Genomic DNA, 15,108 nt, shown 5'->3' with positions numbered 1-15,108 from the left:
AAAATCCCAGGTTTAAGGGATGGTGCTTTGATGAAACTCCTTTATAATTGAGAACAATTCTTAATTAATCTTACTAAAAGGAGAACGGCTTGTCATGAACATGGACTGGAATCATCCTGATGTCTTTCAATACAAAAAAAAGATTGCTTTAAAAATCCCATGCTATGAAATGATGTACGATATGATGGATCGCTTGCTGACGGTCAGGCTTGATAAAGAAACAGCCAATGTGATGGTCGTCGGGGCCGGAGGCGGGGAGGAGCTTGTGACGCTTGCAAAAAGGCACCCGAATTGGTCATTTACAGGAGTCGATCCGTCTGCCAACATGCTCGGTTTGGCGAGAAAAAGGCTGGAGCTCGCCGGAATTGAGCTTCAAGCCGATCTGATCAAAGGGGAAGTACAGCAGCTTGAGGGCGGATTTCAATATGATGCTGCGACATGCATGCTTGTGCTTCACTTTGTCCGTCATAAGCTTGAATTTTTGCAGCAGATCGCCTCAAGATTGGCGGATGGCGCTTCGTTTTTCATCGCGGCCATTCAAGGCGACATGACCTCAGAGGCATTCAAGTGGCAGATGTGTGCCTGGAAGGAGCATATGCTGGCAGGCGGGATTTCTGAACAGGAATGGGAGAGCTTTTCCGCTTCAATCGGCAGCCGCTCTCATCCGGTGCCGGCTTCAGAGGTGGAGGATCTGCTCGGCAAAGCAGGCTTTACAAACGTAACGAGATTTTTCAGCGCTTATGTAATCGACGGCTGGTTTGCTGTGAAAGGAGGCGGCAAACAATGAAGAAACATATTGTCGTGATCGGCGGGTACGGTCATGTCGGCGCCCAAATCTGCCGGAGGCTCGGGGAAAAAAATCCGGGCCGTGTGTATGCTGCCGGAAGAAACCTGGATCGCGCCGAGCGTTTTAGTCAGGAAACGGGCGGCCAAGTGAAGCCGATGCGTTTCAACAGAGATGCCCCGGCTGACTGGGATTGGCTCAAGACGACAAAACTGGTGATCGTGTGCATCGATCAGGAAAACACTGAATTGGCAGAGGCTTGTCTGGCGAACGGCACGGATTATATCGACATTACGGCGAACGGTTCATTTTTGGCGCAGCTTGAACAGTTGAATGACGAAGTATGCCGCGGCACGGCATTATTAAGCGTCGGCCTGGCTCCGGGGCTTACCAACTTACTTGCGCAGAAAGCTGCCCAGGCTCTCGATGAGACGAGCTGCATTGATATTGCGATCATGCTCGGTTTAGGAGACAGCCACGGAAAAGCGGCGATCGAGTGGACAGTTGACCATCTGAATATGGTATATGATGTGAAAGTAAATGGACGCTTGATGGAAGTCAGCAGTTTTACAGACGGCCGGCGGACAAACTTTGGCGGGCGATTGGGGCGCAGGACAGCGTACCGGTTTCCTTTTTCCGACCAGGTGACATTGCCAGGCACATTAGCCGTCCCTTCTGTTTCTACCCGGCTTTGCTTTGATTCAAGGCCTGCCACAGCGCTGATTGCTGCCATGCAAAAAATCGGCGCAGTCAAGCTCTTAAACAATAAGGTAATTCGAGATCTGGCGGTCCGTATGCTGGGGGCGCTCAACATCGGATCGGCGCAATACGCGGTAAAGGTGGATGCTGAAGGATTAAAAAACGGCCGGAGCGCCGGGACGGGCATCGCGCTACTCGGCGAAAATGAATCATTCATTACCGCACAGACAGCCGCTGCAGCCGCTTCCGCTTTGTATACCGGAAGCTTTCCGCACGGAATATATCACTTGGAACAGCTGTTTGAGCTTGAATGGGAAGGAAGAGAGACCTGCTTAAAGCAGAAAGAAACCGGCGAGCGGTTTGTGATATCGTTTGACATCTTGTTAGAAAGTGAGATGATAAATATTAGAAAATAATAGAAGGAGTGGGGAAATATGCAGCCTGAAGATATTGTCAGAAGCGGGCCGAACCAATACGTTTGCAGAGAGGGGATCGCGAAAGAACTGCCGTCATTTGCGAATGCATTCGAACGCCCCGTCATCATTACGGGGATCAAATCGTTTAAAGCTTTTACACGTTATACAGCACTTCCAGCCGATTGGAAAGTTGTTCAGCATACGGGCTGCAGTTCCTTAAGTAAGATTAAAAAAGCAGCAGAGGAAGCAGAATCGGCAGACGTCATCATTGGGATAGGCGGGGGAACCGTCTTAGATACGGCGAAGGCAGCCGCCGATTTGTTGAACATTGAAGTCATGACGATTCCGACGATCCCTGGAACATGCGCGGCAAGCACGCCGTTAAGCGTCATCTATGATGATGAAGGCAACTTTTCGGGCGTCCAATATCATAAGCGCTCCAGCTATTTGACGCTGGTCGATCCGCTGCTGCTCCTCTCTTCACCGATCGCTTATGTGAAAAGCGGAATCGGCGATACGCTTGCGAAATGGTATGAGGCCGAAGCGATCATCAGAAATACGGAAGATTCGCTTTCCATCATGGTTCAGACAGGGCTGAGGCAGTCTGTCTATATTCGGGATATTTTGTTGACAGAAAGCCTGAAAGCCATAGAAAGCCTAGAAAAAGGCGAATCCTCCTCATCTTTCACAAATGTCCTCGAAGCGGTCATTGCGCTGGCTGGCACAGTAGGCGGATATGCGGGCCGCTACGGCAGAATGGCCGGGGCCCATGCAATCCACAACGGCTTAACGTTCATCCCCGAAACCCACCGTGTGTTGCACGGCCAAAAGGTAGCCTACGGGATACTGGTGCAGCTTGCTTTAGAAGGGCGGACAGGTGAAATCGCCGAACTGATTCCCTTTTATGAAGGGCTCGGTTTTCCGAGAAGACTTAGTGATTTAGGGATTTTAGAAAACGTTGAAGAGGCAAAACGGATCGTTGCCGCCCATGCCGTGCGTCCGGATGAATCTTTATGTTTAATGGGATCTTTTCATGAAGCCGATGTGATTGCGGCGATAGAGTCGCTCGAATAAACCCGGGTTTATACGCCTTTGAAACCAAAGAATTGTGAACGGTACACAGACGATGACCGTTTATAAACCGATTCCCGCGCTCGCCAAAAAAGGCGCTGAAATGGCTGTTCAAGTGGCGAAAGGCGAAGCGATTCAAACCGATACAACCGTCGAAAACGGCAAAGCCAAAGTACCGGCGATTTTACTTGAGCCGTATGCCGTTACGAAAGGCAATATCAAAGAGACTGTGATCAAAGACGGCCATCTGTCCAAAAAAGATATTGATAAATAAAACGAAGTCAGCCATCCGTTACAGGATGGCTGACTTTGTTAAATTTCCACTTTCACATCGGCGCTTTTCTTCAGTTTTTCGACCTGCTGTCCGAGTTTTTCCTGTCTTTTTTGCTGTTTGAGCATGTCTTGGATTTGCTTCTTGACATCGTCAAACGCAGGTGTGTTTTTCTGTCCGCTGTCTTTTTGCTGCGCGGCAAATTGATCATAGTAATCTTTGATTTCTTTGTCTGTGACCTGATCTGCCGGCAGTTCTTTATCAATATATTTTTCCGTTTTGATACTGTTGGCAATGTCACTTTTCAGCGTGTTCATGTTTAAGCCGGCTTTTTTGACCGCTTCCTCAAAATCCTGATCGTTTTTATACTGCTTTTTGCTTTCGTCCAGCTGTTTTTCAATTTCTTTCTCAGATGCTTTGTAGCCTTTTTTGTCTGCTTCCTGGGTAATTAAAGCCTGTCCGATCAGGCTGTCGATCGCCTGCTTTTTGATTTGCTGTGCCGCATCTTTTGAAGTCGGATCCTGTCCTGTTTGCTGATACTGCATTTGTGCGGTTGATAATACACTGTTATAGTCTTTGCCTGTGATCTTTTCATCGTTTACGACAGCCACGGTTTTTGTTTCATCGACTTTTTGCTGATCAAGCTTTTTCTGCATGGCTTTCATTTGCTTTTCTTGATCCTGCTGCCCGCTTTGGGCTGTTTTCGCTTGATCTTTTGTCTGGGATTGCTGATCATCATGATTAGAAGCGCAGGCGCCCAACACGACAGCCAATAATCCAATCATGAGAGATGATATGCCTTTTTTCATAATATATCTCCTTTCTTCAAACAGAAGTGAATCTTAAAATGACCTTTAGTGGGCATTCTAAACGATCGTCTCTGAAAAAGAAACCATTTGGAATCAATTTTCCAAAATGTAATCGAATTGAAAGGAGATCGTAATGTGATGGCCGAGTTCCGGTTTACTTGATATGCTTCGGATCAAAGCCGTAGACTTCGAAGTCCTTCGCAAAAATGTCCTGCACCAATTCTTTTGTTTCGTCATTGTAAAAGCTCTCAAAAGTCGGTAACACCCAGTCGAAGGATGACATGGTCAAAACGGTGTCCGCGAACTTTCCTTTTTTAAGCATAGTATCGGAGAGATGGTGCGGTGATTTTGACAGCTGTGATACCGGAGATTTTAATAATTTGTATTTGTTTTCAACCTCTCTGATTTGCGCGCTGAATTGTTCGAGGTAAATATAATTGGCGACAAACTCTTCTTCTCCTTCGATATACTGGGGACCAAGGTGACGGTCAATGGCGTTAATATCCGGCCCGAGATCTTTTAGATGATGCAAGAATTGGTTGAAAGACAGCCCTGTGTTCATGTCACTGTTGAACAGATAGATAAAATTCGGGGAGCAAATCGCCGCCAGAAAGGAACTGACTGCTCTCCGGAAAGGGTTGCGTACAAGCTTGTAAGTGTCCTTTTTCCCCTCTCTTAAATCTGCCAGAAGATCCTTCACATAATTCGGCTGCTGCGTATAGATCGTATTTCTGTAGTGATGAACTTCCCCGGCGCATCTTCGATCGACATCTTCAAGCAGTCCGTTTTGGAAAAAGAACCAGCGATTCAGCGTCGTGCAGCCGCTTTTTGGAATCCAGAACAGAATGATTGGAAAATCCTTCGCAAAAAGAGGGGTATAAAGGTGAATCAAGCGTTTCAGTCTCTCATTTTCAAACATGCAGAACACATCCACTTCTCTTTTGGTTAAGGACCCGCCTTTGGCAGCGGTTGCCTTTATAAACAAACTATGCCGCTGGCAATGAATTGATAGGGTGATAATATGAAAATATTTCAAAAAGATATGAATATGTTTCAGTGAAAAATCCTTAAATAAGAAATTCTTAGAGCTATCTTATGATACTAGAGTGAGCCTGTACAGTTCATATTGATGGAATTTTCTGTTTCACTGCATGCTCCGCCTGAGGTAACATGAAAATGAGTAATGCCTGGGAGCGTTCTGAAAGATCAGATGCTCAAGGAAAATAGGATAAAGGGAGGGACGTTCATGCAGATGCGCATGACTGAATATCACGTTCCCGACCCGGAATCGGGTCCGTACGGGATCGCCGTATGTGAAAACGGGCGCATTTGGTTTACTGAACAAAAGGGGAATCGGATCGGTATGCTCACAGAGTCTGGGGATATCACCGAATATACGATTCCGACGGAGAGCGCAGGCGCCTCGATTATTACTTCCGGGATTGGCGGTGAGCTATGGTTTACAGAGTATAAAGCGGGGAAAATCGGCAAAATCACGCCTCAAGGGGAAATAATCGAGTATGCCCTTCCCCCAGGTACTGCCCCGTTTGGGATCGCTGAAGGCTGTGACGATGCTATGTGGTATACGGATATGGCCGGACATCAAATCGGCAGGCTGTCATCTTCAGGCGAAATAACAGAATATAAACTGCCCAAACCCGGCGCCTTCCCGTCATTTATTACAATGGGAGCAGACGGTGCACTCTGGTTTACACAAAATCAAAGCGGTTCCATCGGGCGAATAACGGCAGATGGAGACATCAGCGAGTATCCGCTCCCTCGAGCACAATCCGGCCCGGTCGGGATCACTGCCGGACCGGACGGAGCTTTGTGGTTTACAGAAATAAACGAAAATCAAATTGGGAGAATTACAGTCTCAGGAAAGATCAGCGAACACCCGCTTCCGACAGCCAATGCACGCCCGCACGCGATTACCGCCGGCGGTGACGGGGCCCTGTGGTTCACGGAATGGGGTGCAGGCCAAATCGGCCGCATTACAGTCGACGGGGATATTACGGAATATCCAATCCCGACGGCAGATTCTGAACCGCACGGGATAGCGGCCGGACCAGCCCATTCGATCTGGTTTGCAGAAGAGTGCGGCCGTATTGGGAAAATCTCGATCTGAAATGAAAGAACGTCCAGCAAACTGGACGTTCTTTTTTCACATGTTATTCCGTTCTCGTTTCCATTCTGCGGCTGGGCGAGCCAAGGCCTTTATTCATTAAGTAAAAATGGAAGATGTATTCACCGACTGCCATAGCGACTGCTGCAAAAAACGCGGCCAATGCAGCGGTGTTTGCAGCCGTTCCCATTGCAAGAGCCATCAGCCAAACGACAAGAAAAGCGACGCCTAAATCGGCTAAAGTGGCCGTGATGTTATTGGTCTTCGGCAGAATAAACAAATCACCCAGCAAATAGGATACTGCGCCAAGAACAATCGTGATGAAAAGGGTGTTTTCAAAACTGAAACTAAACCCGAGCCCGAGAACAAGGTACAGAATGACAATCGTCATGATGCCTTTAATAGCAAGGGCTTTCACATGTTCCATAACAATTCGCTCCTTTATACGAGATTTTAGTTTTTCTTTTCCTCGTATTCAGAAAACGAAACATGCAAACTTGCATTTTTAACGGGCTCAGACGGATTCACGCTATTTTTTCGGTTTCTTGCATAGTAGATGATATAGCATAACGCCATAAATGGCACGCCGCAAAAAAGAGCGATCCTTTGGTTCGGATCAAAGGCAATGCCGATGCAAGATGCCAGACATAATAGAAACGCGGCAATCGGTACAGCCGGATAAAGCGGTGTCCGGTATTTTAAGTCGTCTGCAGTGTTTCCTTCAGCCAAAAAGCGTCTGCGGAACATAAACTGCGAGGCTGCAATGCTCATCCAGACGGCAACAACGGCAAACCCTGAAATCGACACAAGAACGATATAGACGGAATCAGGCGCAAAAACGCCGGAGAGCAGCGACAGAATGCCGCCAATCATGCTGAAGATCAGCGCGTTCAACGGGATTCCCCGTGAAGTCAGCTTTTGAAATACTGGGTGCAAAGTTTTTTCTTTTGACAGTGACCAGAGCATCCGGGAGCATGCATACAAGCCTGAGTTGGCCGCGGAAAGCAGAGCCGTCAAAATCACAAAATTCATAATGTCGGCCGCGTATGGAACACCGATGCGGTCAAAGACGACGACGAACGGGCTTTTGATCACACCGGCTTCTTTTACCGGAATGAGGCACGAAAGCACGAAAATCGTTCCGATGAAGAAAAGCACCAGTCTCCAGAGTGTTGTCTTGATCGCTTTTGGAATGTTCTTTTCCGGTTCGGCGCTTTCTCCGGCGGCAATTCCGATCAGCTCAGTACCCGAAAACGCAAAATTCACGGAGAGCATCGCCATAAAAATTGGAAGGAAGCCGTTCGGAAAGAGTCCGCCTTCTCCTGTAAAATTTGAAAGAAGCGGTGCAGAGTCCGCATTTTGTATCGGGATGATGCCGAATATCGCGGCTCCTCCTAAAATAATAAACAATATAATGGCAAGCACTTTAATGCTCGAAAACCAAAATTCAGATTCGGCAAAAAATCTCACTGAGACAGAATTGAACACGAAAATCAGTGCAGCGAAAACCGCGCTCCACAGCCAGACCGAAGTATCGGGGAACCAGCGCTGCATTAATAAACCGGCAGCGGTAAATTCCGAACCGAGCGCGACAGCCCAGGTCAACCAGTAAAGCCAGGCGACGGTGAACCCGGTTCCCGGTCCGATGAATTTGGCGGCGTATATATGAAACGATCCGGTGACAGGCATGGCGACCGATAATTCGCCGAGGCAGAGCATGACAAGGTAGACGATCAGAGCCCCGACTAAGTAGGCTAAAATTGTTCCGGCAGGCCCCGCCTGTGAGATCGTATAACCTGAACTTAAGAAAAGGCCCGTGCCGATAACTCCTCCTAAGGAGAGCATGATAAGGTGTCTTGTTTGCATTTTTCTTTGAAAGTTCTGACGATTGCTGTTTGACTGTTCCATCATACCTCCAGCTTTCTCGCCCAGTCGGCGACGGCTTTTATGTCTTCAGGCGTTGTTCTGCAGCAGCCGCCGATCAGCTGTGCCCCCTGGTTATACCAGCTGCGGGCGCTTTCTCCAAAAGAAGCTTGGCATGCCGCGCCATGCCATGTTTTCGTCTCCGGATCATACTGTTCACCGGAATTTGGATAGACGATAATCGGTTTAGCTGTATGCTTTTTGATACTGCTGATCAGCGATGAGACATGCTCCAGCCGCGTACAGTTTACGCCTACTGCCGCAACCTGGTCATGCTGGTCGAGCCATTTCGCGCATTCGCCGGCTTTCGTGCCGTCGCTGATATGGCGTCCGTCTTTAGCGCTGAAACTGATCCACGCATGTGTATCCGGGAATTCTTTTAATAACTGAACGATTGCTTTTGCTTCTGAAAAGCACGGTATTGTCTCACAAGCCAAAATATCGGCGCCCGCATTGATTAAAGCGCCCATTCGCTGCCTGTGAAAATCGGCCAATTCATCTTCTGTGACGCCATAGTTTCCCCGATATTCGGAACCATCCGCTAAAAAAGCGCCGTAAGGGCCTACTGAAGCGGCTACAAACGGTTTAGTCCGGCCTTCGCGGTTTTCCGGCGCCGCCCAAAATTCATCGCGTGCTTCTACAGCAAGACGGACAGACTCCCGGATGAGGTGGAGCGCTTCTTGTTCACTGAGTCCGCGTTTTGTGAAACCCTCAATCGTCGACTGATAGCTGGCCGTAATCGCGCAATCGGCGCCCGCACGGAAATAATCCATGTGAACCTGTTTGATAAGCTCGGGGTTTTCGATGAGAATTTTTGCAGACCACAGGCTGTCGTTCAAATCACAGCCGTACCGTTCAAGCTCGGTGGCCATCGCGCCGTCAAGTATTACTATAGGGAATTGTTGTAAAGCAGATCGAATCGGATTTGTCATCTAATTGTTGAGGCTCTGTCGTCCGAGACCCCGGCCTCCTTTTTTTAGAGTTTTTAAAAATATATGAAAAATAGTTTAAAAGACGCGGGTACTTTTGTCAATCTACCGAAAATCAGTTTTCACTAGTCACCTTTGTCGTTTTCTATTTAGGGTAAAACCGTCCGTCGCCGCATATTTTTTTTAAAAAACAGATAAGGGGTATCAGATGGATGAAAAAACTGATTATCAATGCTGATGATTTTGGATATTCAAGAGGTGTGAACTACGGAATTATTGATGCCTATAAGCTCGGGATTTTAACATCAGCGACGTTCATGACGAATATGCCGGGCTCAGGTCACGCGGTCCGGCTGGCTCGCGAATCGCCCGGACTCGGAATCGGCGTACATTTGGTGTTGACCTGCGGAAGGCCGCTTTTGTCTGATCACCGGACGATCGTGGATGCAAAGGGGAATTTTCGCAATCTCGCTTTTTATCAAGGTGCTTTTACGATAGATGCTGATGAAGTATACCGCGAGTGGAAAGCGCAGATTGAAACAAGCGTCAACATGGGCTTGGAACCCGATCATTTGGACAGCCACCATCACATCAACGCTTATCCGCACATCTCAGACGTATTTTTGACGCTCGCCAAAGAGTATCGCCTGCCTGTCAGACGTAATATGGAGAGTGCCATGATCACGGAAAAAGGAGTGAAAACAACAGACTCTTTTTCACCTGTGCTCGAAGCGGCTTTAAAGGATGAAGAAGCCGTCTCTGAACTGTTTGAAGAACATAATACCGTGGAGGTCATGACCCACCCGGCATACCTCGATAAGGAGCTTTTGGCGAACTCTTCATATACTTATCCAAGAGTCGATGAACTTGAGTTTTTAACCAATCCGGACGTTGTCATCCGCTTGAACAAGCTTGCGGATGTTCAGCTCGTATCATTTAGGAATTTGATATAAGGAGAATGCCGGAATGAAACATATTCTTCAGCTGCTGGGAAAGTCTTTGCTGATTCCGATTACCGTTCTTCCGATCGCCGGCCTGCTGCTGCGGCTTTCTGCGGAAGATATGCTGAATATACCGCTTTTTCAAGCGTCAGGCGTGATTTTGAACAATATGGATGTTCTGATCGCAATCGGCATTGCCATGGGTCTTGCCCGTTCAAAAGATAAAGGGATTCCTGCGCTGACAGGATATTTGGCGATTACCGTATTAAAAGAAGGGCTCGGCATCTTGAATCCCGACCTTGATATGAGCGTCTTCGGCGGGGTGCTCGCCGGCCTGATGGCGGCTTTCATTTATAATCAATTCCAACATACAAAGCTGCCAAGCATGTTTTCATTTTTTGGCGGAGAGAAGTTTCCAATTACAATGATCGTATTGGTGACCATTCCGGTGGCCGGGTTTTTTTCAGTCGTCTGGCCATATGCAGAGGCGGCGATCGACGCTTTTAGCCAGTCGCTTGTGGGTCTTGGCGCTTTCGGGGTTTTTGTGTTCGGATTTCTGAATCGGTTTTTGCTGCCGTTCGGACTTCACCATGTCATGAATACGTATATATATTTTGGGCTTGGGCGCTATGAGACTGCGTCCGGAGAAGCGGTGACAGGGGAAATTACACGGTTTTTGAATGGAGACCCGACTGCCGGCTACTTTCTAGGCGGATTTTTTATCACGATGATGTTCGGCATTCCGGCGATCGCTTTGGCAATAGCGCATGCAGCCAAAACGAGAAAAAAGGAAACGAAAGCGCTCATGTCTTCCGGAGCAGCCACATCGCTGATCACCGGGATTACGGAACCGGTTGAATTCACGTTTTTATTTACTTCGCCTTTATTGTACTTTCTTCACTCGGTCTATACGGGACTTGCCGGAGCGGTGCTCTGTTTGCTGGGGATTCGTCACGGCTTCTCATGGGGTGCGGGCGCCATCGATTATTTGCTGAATCTTAATTTATCAGACGGCGGATTATTGATCATACCGGTCGGCCTTGCCTTTTTCGCCCTCTATTATGTTACGTTTTACTTTGTGATTACAAAGCGAAACGTTCCGGTGATCGGAAGGGAACAGGAAACGCTTGAAGGAAACCGGCTGCATCAGTCTATAGCTGCAGGTATTCTTAAGCATATCGGCGGCCGCGAGAATGTCGTGACTTGTGAAAACTGTATAACCCGTTTACGACTGAAATTAAAAGACACGTCATTGGCGGATGAAGCACAATTAAAGCAATTAGGAGCGCACGGTGTGATCAAAATTGACCGGCATCATATTCAGATTGTGATCGGAACGGATGCGGGGAATGTAAAAAAAGACTTGCAGAACTTGATCGACGAATCTACGCCGGATTAAAAACTGAAGTTGCTATTGAAGAAAATCTGCGCTGCATCGTGCGATTTTTGAATAAATAAGCTTGCACCTCCAGCAGCGTGAGGCTTTATGATGGGTATGAATCGTCAGTTGGAGGTGACTCTTATGAAAAAAGATGAGTATTATTCAATCGGTGTTTTCTCAGAAATGACAGGGACATCCATTCGGACGCTCCATTATTACGATGAAATCGGCTTGTTGAAACCTGAAAAACAACCGGGCACCGGCCGCCGTCTCTACACAGACAGAGATGCGAAAGATTTGCAGAAAATCACATGTTTTAAGTTTCTGGGGTACAGTCTTGAACAAATTCGTGCTTTCATGAAGGATGAGAGCTTCGATGCCGGTCTGATTGAGGCGCTGCAGGAGCAGAAAAGGGTGCTTGAGGAGAAAAAGGAGCATATTGAAACAGGGCTGAAAGCGATCGACAGGACGATCGGTCTCCTGGAGGAGGAAGAGGAAATTGACAGCTCTGTTTTCATGAGCCTGCTGAACAGCATCCAGACGGAGAAGGAACAGCGTAAATGGCTTGAACAGCAGGTGTCCAAAAGTTTTGCCGATGATGTATTCGGCAAATCAGAAGCAGAGATGGCCAAATTGGATCAAGAGTATGTTCGTTTATCTAAGGAAGCCAAGCGGCTCATGGGAAAACCGGTTGATGACCCCGAGGTGCAGGAAATGGCAGACCGGTATATGAAGACGAGTTTGGAATTTATCGGGGAGGGCGTGCTGTCGGCTTTAGGACAGATGGAGACAATAGAATCACAGCAGCTGGCAGAGAAGTTTTCTTCACCTTTTACAAATGAAGAGGAAGCGTGGTTGCAGCAGGTGTTCGAATATTACATGATTCACAACGATTTCTGTCCCGAAAACGGCAGATGAAAAGGCAAATTATAAAACATGCCGGAGCTTTTTAATGCAAAAGCTCCGGCTCAATTTTCGTCGTTTCATTATCGAGCGAAACATGCAGTTCATGGTTTTGATTAATCGAAGCGAAAAAGATTTCATTCATTCGTTCAAGCCCTTTCTTCTTCAGCTGGTTTTTGAGCCAGCTTTCCGTTACATTCAATTGGTGAAGGACAGACGTGTACACTTTCCCGTCAACGATTACCGGATATGAAAATTCGCCGCTGCTTTTTTGAATCCCCATATCTTCAGCCGTGACTTCCATTTTATTTGGCTTTTTGTATACCGTTAAATTTCCGTTCGCTTCTACAAACGCCATTTCTACATCGCTGACATTGAAAACATCTTTTTCCCGAAGCATTTGCAGAATATTATCCACCGAATATCTGATTCGTTTCAAGTTGCCGACGATAAACGTTCCGTTTTTGATGACGATGGTCGGTTCAAATGTAATCAGACGTCCCAGTGTTCTGTTTTTGATCATGATTTTTGAAGCGAGTCTTTGCAATAGGGCAATCGCAGCCACCGCAGCGGCGGTATGCAAATGTTCAATCCTCGGATCGGCTATATCCGCTCCGACGACGGCCCCCAATGTAATAATGATTAAAAAATCAAACACAGGCATTTCCCCGATTGAACGTTTTCCCATAAACAATGTGACAATTAATAAAAGCGGAAGGATGGTGATGATTCGCCCGTAGACAACCAAAATTTCTTTCATAGTTTCCATTGTCTTTCTTCCTTTTTGTAGCCTTTTGCCAATTCAAGGTTGACGGCCGTCATTTTGGAGTTGAGATCATGATATGGGTAAGAATCAGTTATTTCAGGAAGCCGGTTGGCATCCTCCTGGTTTGAAATCACACGCCCCGCCGAAACAAATCGTTTTGGGGGAATTGTAACACCGATTACTTTTGCTCCCGGTTCGATCACCGTATCCTCTTGGATATAGGCATCAAAAACAAGGCTTTGCATCCCGACAAAAACATTTTTGTCAATTCGTACAGGACCGTGAATTTGACATTGCGGGGCAAGTGACACTTTCTCGTCTATGTAAATGGAATACGATTCACGATCCTTAAATACGGAATGTTCAGTAACAGGGCTGTTGTATTCATAGTTTTTCAATCCGTGCAAGACAACTCCGTCCTGGATATTGCAATCATGGCTGATGAAGATTTTCAATCCCACGTCTCCCCTGATCGAAGAGAAAGGCCCGATGAAAACGTTGCGCCCGATGACCACACTGCCGATGACCGAGGCAAAATGATGGATGTATGAGGACGCATCAATATCCGGTATATCTGCTTCTTGATTAAATGATGCGGTAATATTGGGGCTGACATTGTCTTGGATCAGCAACTTTTCAAGAAACTTCCCAGCGAGTGACGAAACCGTTAATCCGAGGATGAGTTTGTTGCTTAATTTCATATGACCTGCCTCCTTTATTCAGGTAGTCTGTCTAAAAAACGGATATTTATTTAAGAAATTAGACGGGGCGGCGGTCTGAAACTAAAAAAGAGGATAAGGGGGAGACAACGGCTAATAAAGCAATGGAATATGTTTTCAAGACGATTACCTTTTTCAGCTCTGAAGAAACAGAGGAAATGATTCATTTTGAGGAGGAAATTTACGGTCAGGCTTGCCCTGGCTGACTCCTCGCCAGAGCTCTATTTTAAGGGAGGTTGAAACTTTGAATCTATCTTTGGCAGTTGCATTAGTTATATCTGTGTTTTTAAATATATTTCAGCTGGCACAGCTCAAATCCAATAACCGTAAAAACGTAAAGTGGGAAGAGAGTACAAAAAGGCCGCTCAACCCCTTCACGGCCATCCTGTGGACTTATTTCGCCATTATCATTCTTTTTATGTTGGCTGCATTAGTAACCGTTATCATACAGCTTAACGTATAATGTTACCGGCGCATCTGAAATGCTTCCTCTTCTGCAGCCGGCTCTTTATTATTGCAACAGTCATAACGAAAAAGGCGCGGAAATTGCAAGGAGAAAAACCGATGAAAACGGGATCGCCCGTTTTGACAAACACACGGAAACGATTGCCCCGAAGGGATTTTATTTTAAATAAGGGGACATTCGAATTTGAAATCAAAAAAGATGGGCAAATCGTAAAGCATGCGGTAGAGAATCATAAGGAAGAGACAAATACCGCAGCTCCTCCTGCCAAAAAGGATAGAGACACTGGACATGTCGAAAAAACAGGAGGCAACCCGCTGCCGAATACAGGAAATGACGGCCTGTATCGTGCTTTACTCATTGGACCCATCTTTCTTATTATCGGACTTGCTATGTTTGTTTTAAACTGTATAAAGACTCAAAATCCAAGTGTGTAAATATTCCCCAAAAAGACAGTGTTACAGCTGTCTTTTTCGTTTGCGGAACAGCATTTCGCCCGCGGCGCCTGCGGAAACGCCGAGCACATAAGCCAATAAATCGCTCCACAAAAATCCGTAACCGAGAATGAGTCCTCCGAGCGGAGCGGCTCTCATATGGTCAATCCATGGAGCGTGATACAGCTGGCTGCATTCAATCAAAAAACAAAACACCAGCGCAATCAGCGCCACGGAAGCGGTCTTCGCGTTTTTGAACAGAAAGTCTGCGCCGAAGAAAATCATCAGCGCCCACAGCGCATCCCCTAAATAGGCATTCACGATGTCCGGCAGCATATCGGCCGTCTTCCTTGAAGCAAGCCCCGCCGCCATCGCTGCGAATGTCAGCGCAAGCCGGCTGATACGGCTTCTTTTCATATTCATGGCTGAACCCCGTTTCTGCCAAAGTAGGTTAAGTAAATCTTCGGAGATATG

Annotated in this window: 17 protein-coding genes and 1 pseudogene; 10 read left to right on the top strand and 8 right to left on the bottom strand. The window is 47.0% G+C overall.

Annotated features, from left to right (window positions below):
* Positions 1 to 94: 94 nt before the first annotated feature.
* The 4 genes and pseudogenes from H2R00_RS13760 to H2R00_RS13745 all read left to right on the top strand — a co-directional run.
* Positions 95 to 787: a class I SAM-dependent methyltransferase gene (locus H2R00_RS13760; RefSeq protein ID WP_182069493.1), complete on the top strand. Its 693-nt coding sequence runs from the start codon at positions 95 to 97 to the stop codon at positions 785 to 787.
* A complete protein-coding gene (locus H2R00_RS13755; protein ID WP_182069491.1) occupies positions 784 to 1,899 on the top strand; it encodes a saccharopine dehydrogenase family protein in 1,116 nt (371 codons plus the stop codon). Before H2R00_RS13760 ends, H2R00_RS13755 begins: the two co-directional genes overlap by 4 nt.
* A gap of 18 nt (positions 1,900 to 1,917) precedes the next feature.
* The gene (locus tag H2R00_RS13750; RefSeq protein WP_182069489.1) at positions 1,918 to 2,973 is read left to right on the top strand and encodes an iron-containing alcohol dehydrogenase family protein; all 1,056 of its coding nucleotides are present in this window, start codon (positions 1,918 to 1,920) and stop codon (positions 2,971 to 2,973) included.
* 25 nt (positions 2,974 to 2,998) lie between these two features.
* Positions 2,999 to 3,244 (top strand): annotated as a pseudogene (locus H2R00_RS13745) (ATPase); the annotation flags it as partial.
* 38 nt (positions 3,245 to 3,282) lie between these two features.
* Here the strand turns inward: H2R00_RS13745 and H2R00_RS13740 are convergent.
* Together H2R00_RS13740 and H2R00_RS13735 are read right to left on the bottom strand one after the other, a co-directional pair.
* Positions 3,283 to 4,050, bottom strand: a complete 768-nt coding sequence (locus H2R00_RS13740; protein ID WP_154999379.1) for a SurA N-terminal domain-containing protein — start codon at positions 4,048 to 4,050, stop codon at positions 3,283 to 3,285.
* Between the two features lie 154 nt (positions 4,051 to 4,204).
* Entirely contained in the window at positions 4,205 to 4,969 is a 765-nt protein-coding gene (locus H2R00_RS13735) for a sulfotransferase family 2 domain-containing protein (protein ID WP_182069487.1), read from the bottom strand.
* Between the two features lie 327 nt (positions 4,970 to 5,296).
* Between H2R00_RS13735 and H2R00_RS13730 the strand changes: the two genes are divergently transcribed.
* On the top strand, positions 5,297 to 6,178 hold the full coding sequence (locus tag H2R00_RS13730) for a Vgb family protein (RefSeq protein WP_154999381.1): 882 nt from the start codon (positions 5,297 to 5,299) through the stop codon (positions 6,176 to 6,178).
* Positions 6,179 to 6,221: 43 nt separating this feature from the next.
* On the opposite strand, the gene H2R00_RS13725 is transcribed toward H2R00_RS13730, so the two are convergent.
* Genes H2R00_RS13725 through mmuM form a run of 3 tightly spaced genes read right to left on the bottom strand, consistent with a single transcriptional unit; the run spans position 6,222 to position 9,030 of the window.
* Positions 6,222 to 6,602 carry a DUF2512 family protein gene (locus H2R00_RS13725; protein WP_182069485.1) on the bottom strand — a complete coding sequence of 127 codons (381 nt, stop codon included), beginning with the start codon at positions 6,600 to 6,602 and terminating at the stop codon, positions 6,222 to 6,224.
* 26 nt (positions 6,603 to 6,628) lie between these two features.
* Complete coding sequence (gene mmuP, locus H2R00_RS13720) at positions 6,629 to 8,083, bottom strand: S-methylmethionine permease (RefSeq protein WP_182071088.1); 1,455 nt, start codon at positions 8,081 to 8,083, stop codon at positions 6,629 to 6,631.
* The gene (mmuM, locus tag H2R00_RS13715; protein ID WP_154999383.1) at positions 8,083 to 9,030 is read right to left on the bottom strand and encodes a homocysteine S-methyltransferase; all 948 of its coding nucleotides are present in this window, start codon (positions 9,028 to 9,030) and stop codon (positions 8,083 to 8,085) included. Before mmuM ends, mmuP begins: the two co-directional genes overlap by 1 nt.
* 209 nt (positions 9,031 to 9,239) lie before the next feature.
* Here mmuM and chbG point away from each other — a divergent pair, with 209 nt between their 5' ends.
* The 3 genes from chbG to H2R00_RS13700 all read left to right on the top strand — a co-directional run bounded on the left by chbG (position 9,240) and on the right by H2R00_RS13700 (position 12,267).
* Positions 9,240 to 9,980 carry a chitin disaccharide deacetylase gene (chbG, locus tag H2R00_RS13710; protein WP_182069483.1) on the top strand — a complete coding sequence of 247 codons (741 nt, stop codon included), beginning with the start codon at positions 9,240 to 9,242 and terminating at the stop codon, positions 9,978 to 9,980.
* Positions 9,981 to 9,993: 13 nt separating this feature from the next.
* A complete protein-coding gene (locus H2R00_RS13705; protein ID WP_182069481.1) occupies positions 9,994 to 11,367 on the top strand; it encodes a PTS transporter subunit EIIC in 1,374 nt (457 codons plus the stop codon).
* Positions 11,368 to 11,490: 123 nt separating this feature from the next.
* Positions 11,491 to 12,267, top strand: a complete 777-nt coding sequence (locus tag H2R00_RS13700) for a MerR family transcriptional regulator (protein WP_182069479.1) — start codon at positions 11,491 to 11,493, stop codon at positions 12,265 to 12,267.
* Positions 12,268 to 12,298: 31 nt separating this feature from the next.
* On the opposite strand, the gene H2R00_RS13695 is transcribed toward H2R00_RS13700, so the two are convergent.
* Positions 12,299 to 13,021 (bottom strand): DUF421 domain-containing protein, encoded by a 723-nt coding sequence (locus H2R00_RS13695; protein ID WP_154999387.1) that lies wholly within the window; start codon positions 13,019 to 13,021, stop codon positions 12,299 to 12,301.
* Complete coding sequence (locus tag H2R00_RS13690; protein ID WP_182069477.1) at positions 13,009 to 13,719, bottom strand: gamma carbonic anhydrase family protein; 711 nt, start codon at positions 13,717 to 13,719, stop codon at positions 13,009 to 13,011. Before H2R00_RS13690 ends, H2R00_RS13695 begins: the two co-directional genes overlap by 13 nt.
* A gap of 262 nt (positions 13,720 to 13,981) precedes the next feature.
* On the opposite strand from H2R00_RS13690, the gene H2R00_RS13685 reads away from it, so the two are divergent.
* Positions 13,982 to 14,200 (top strand): hypothetical protein, encoded by a 219-nt coding sequence (locus H2R00_RS13685; protein ID WP_154999389.1) that lies wholly within the window; start codon positions 13,982 to 13,984, stop codon positions 14,198 to 14,200.
* Between the two features lie 101 nt (positions 14,201 to 14,301).
* The gene (locus H2R00_RS13680) at positions 14,302 to 14,637 is read left to right on the top strand and encodes a hypothetical protein (protein WP_182069475.1); all 336 of its coding nucleotides are present in this window, start codon (positions 14,302 to 14,304) and stop codon (positions 14,635 to 14,637) included.
* A gap of 21 nt (positions 14,638 to 14,658) precedes the next feature.
* Here H2R00_RS13680 and H2R00_RS13675 read toward each other — a convergent pair whose 3' ends face one another.
* On the bottom strand, positions 14,659 to 15,057 hold the full coding sequence (locus tag H2R00_RS13675) for a ribosomal maturation YjgA family protein (RefSeq protein WP_182069473.1): 399 nt from the start codon (positions 15,055 to 15,057) through the stop codon (positions 14,659 to 14,661).
* Positions 15,058 to 15,108 lie beyond the last annotated feature (51 nt).

It is taken from the genome of Bacillus haynesii, from assembly GCF_014042035.1.
GTDB lineage: Bacteria > Bacillota > Bacilli > Bacillales > Bacillaceae > Bacillus > Bacillus haynesii.
Note: the sequence above shows the minus strand (reverse complement) of the source record. Positions and strands in the feature narration are given on the sequence as shown.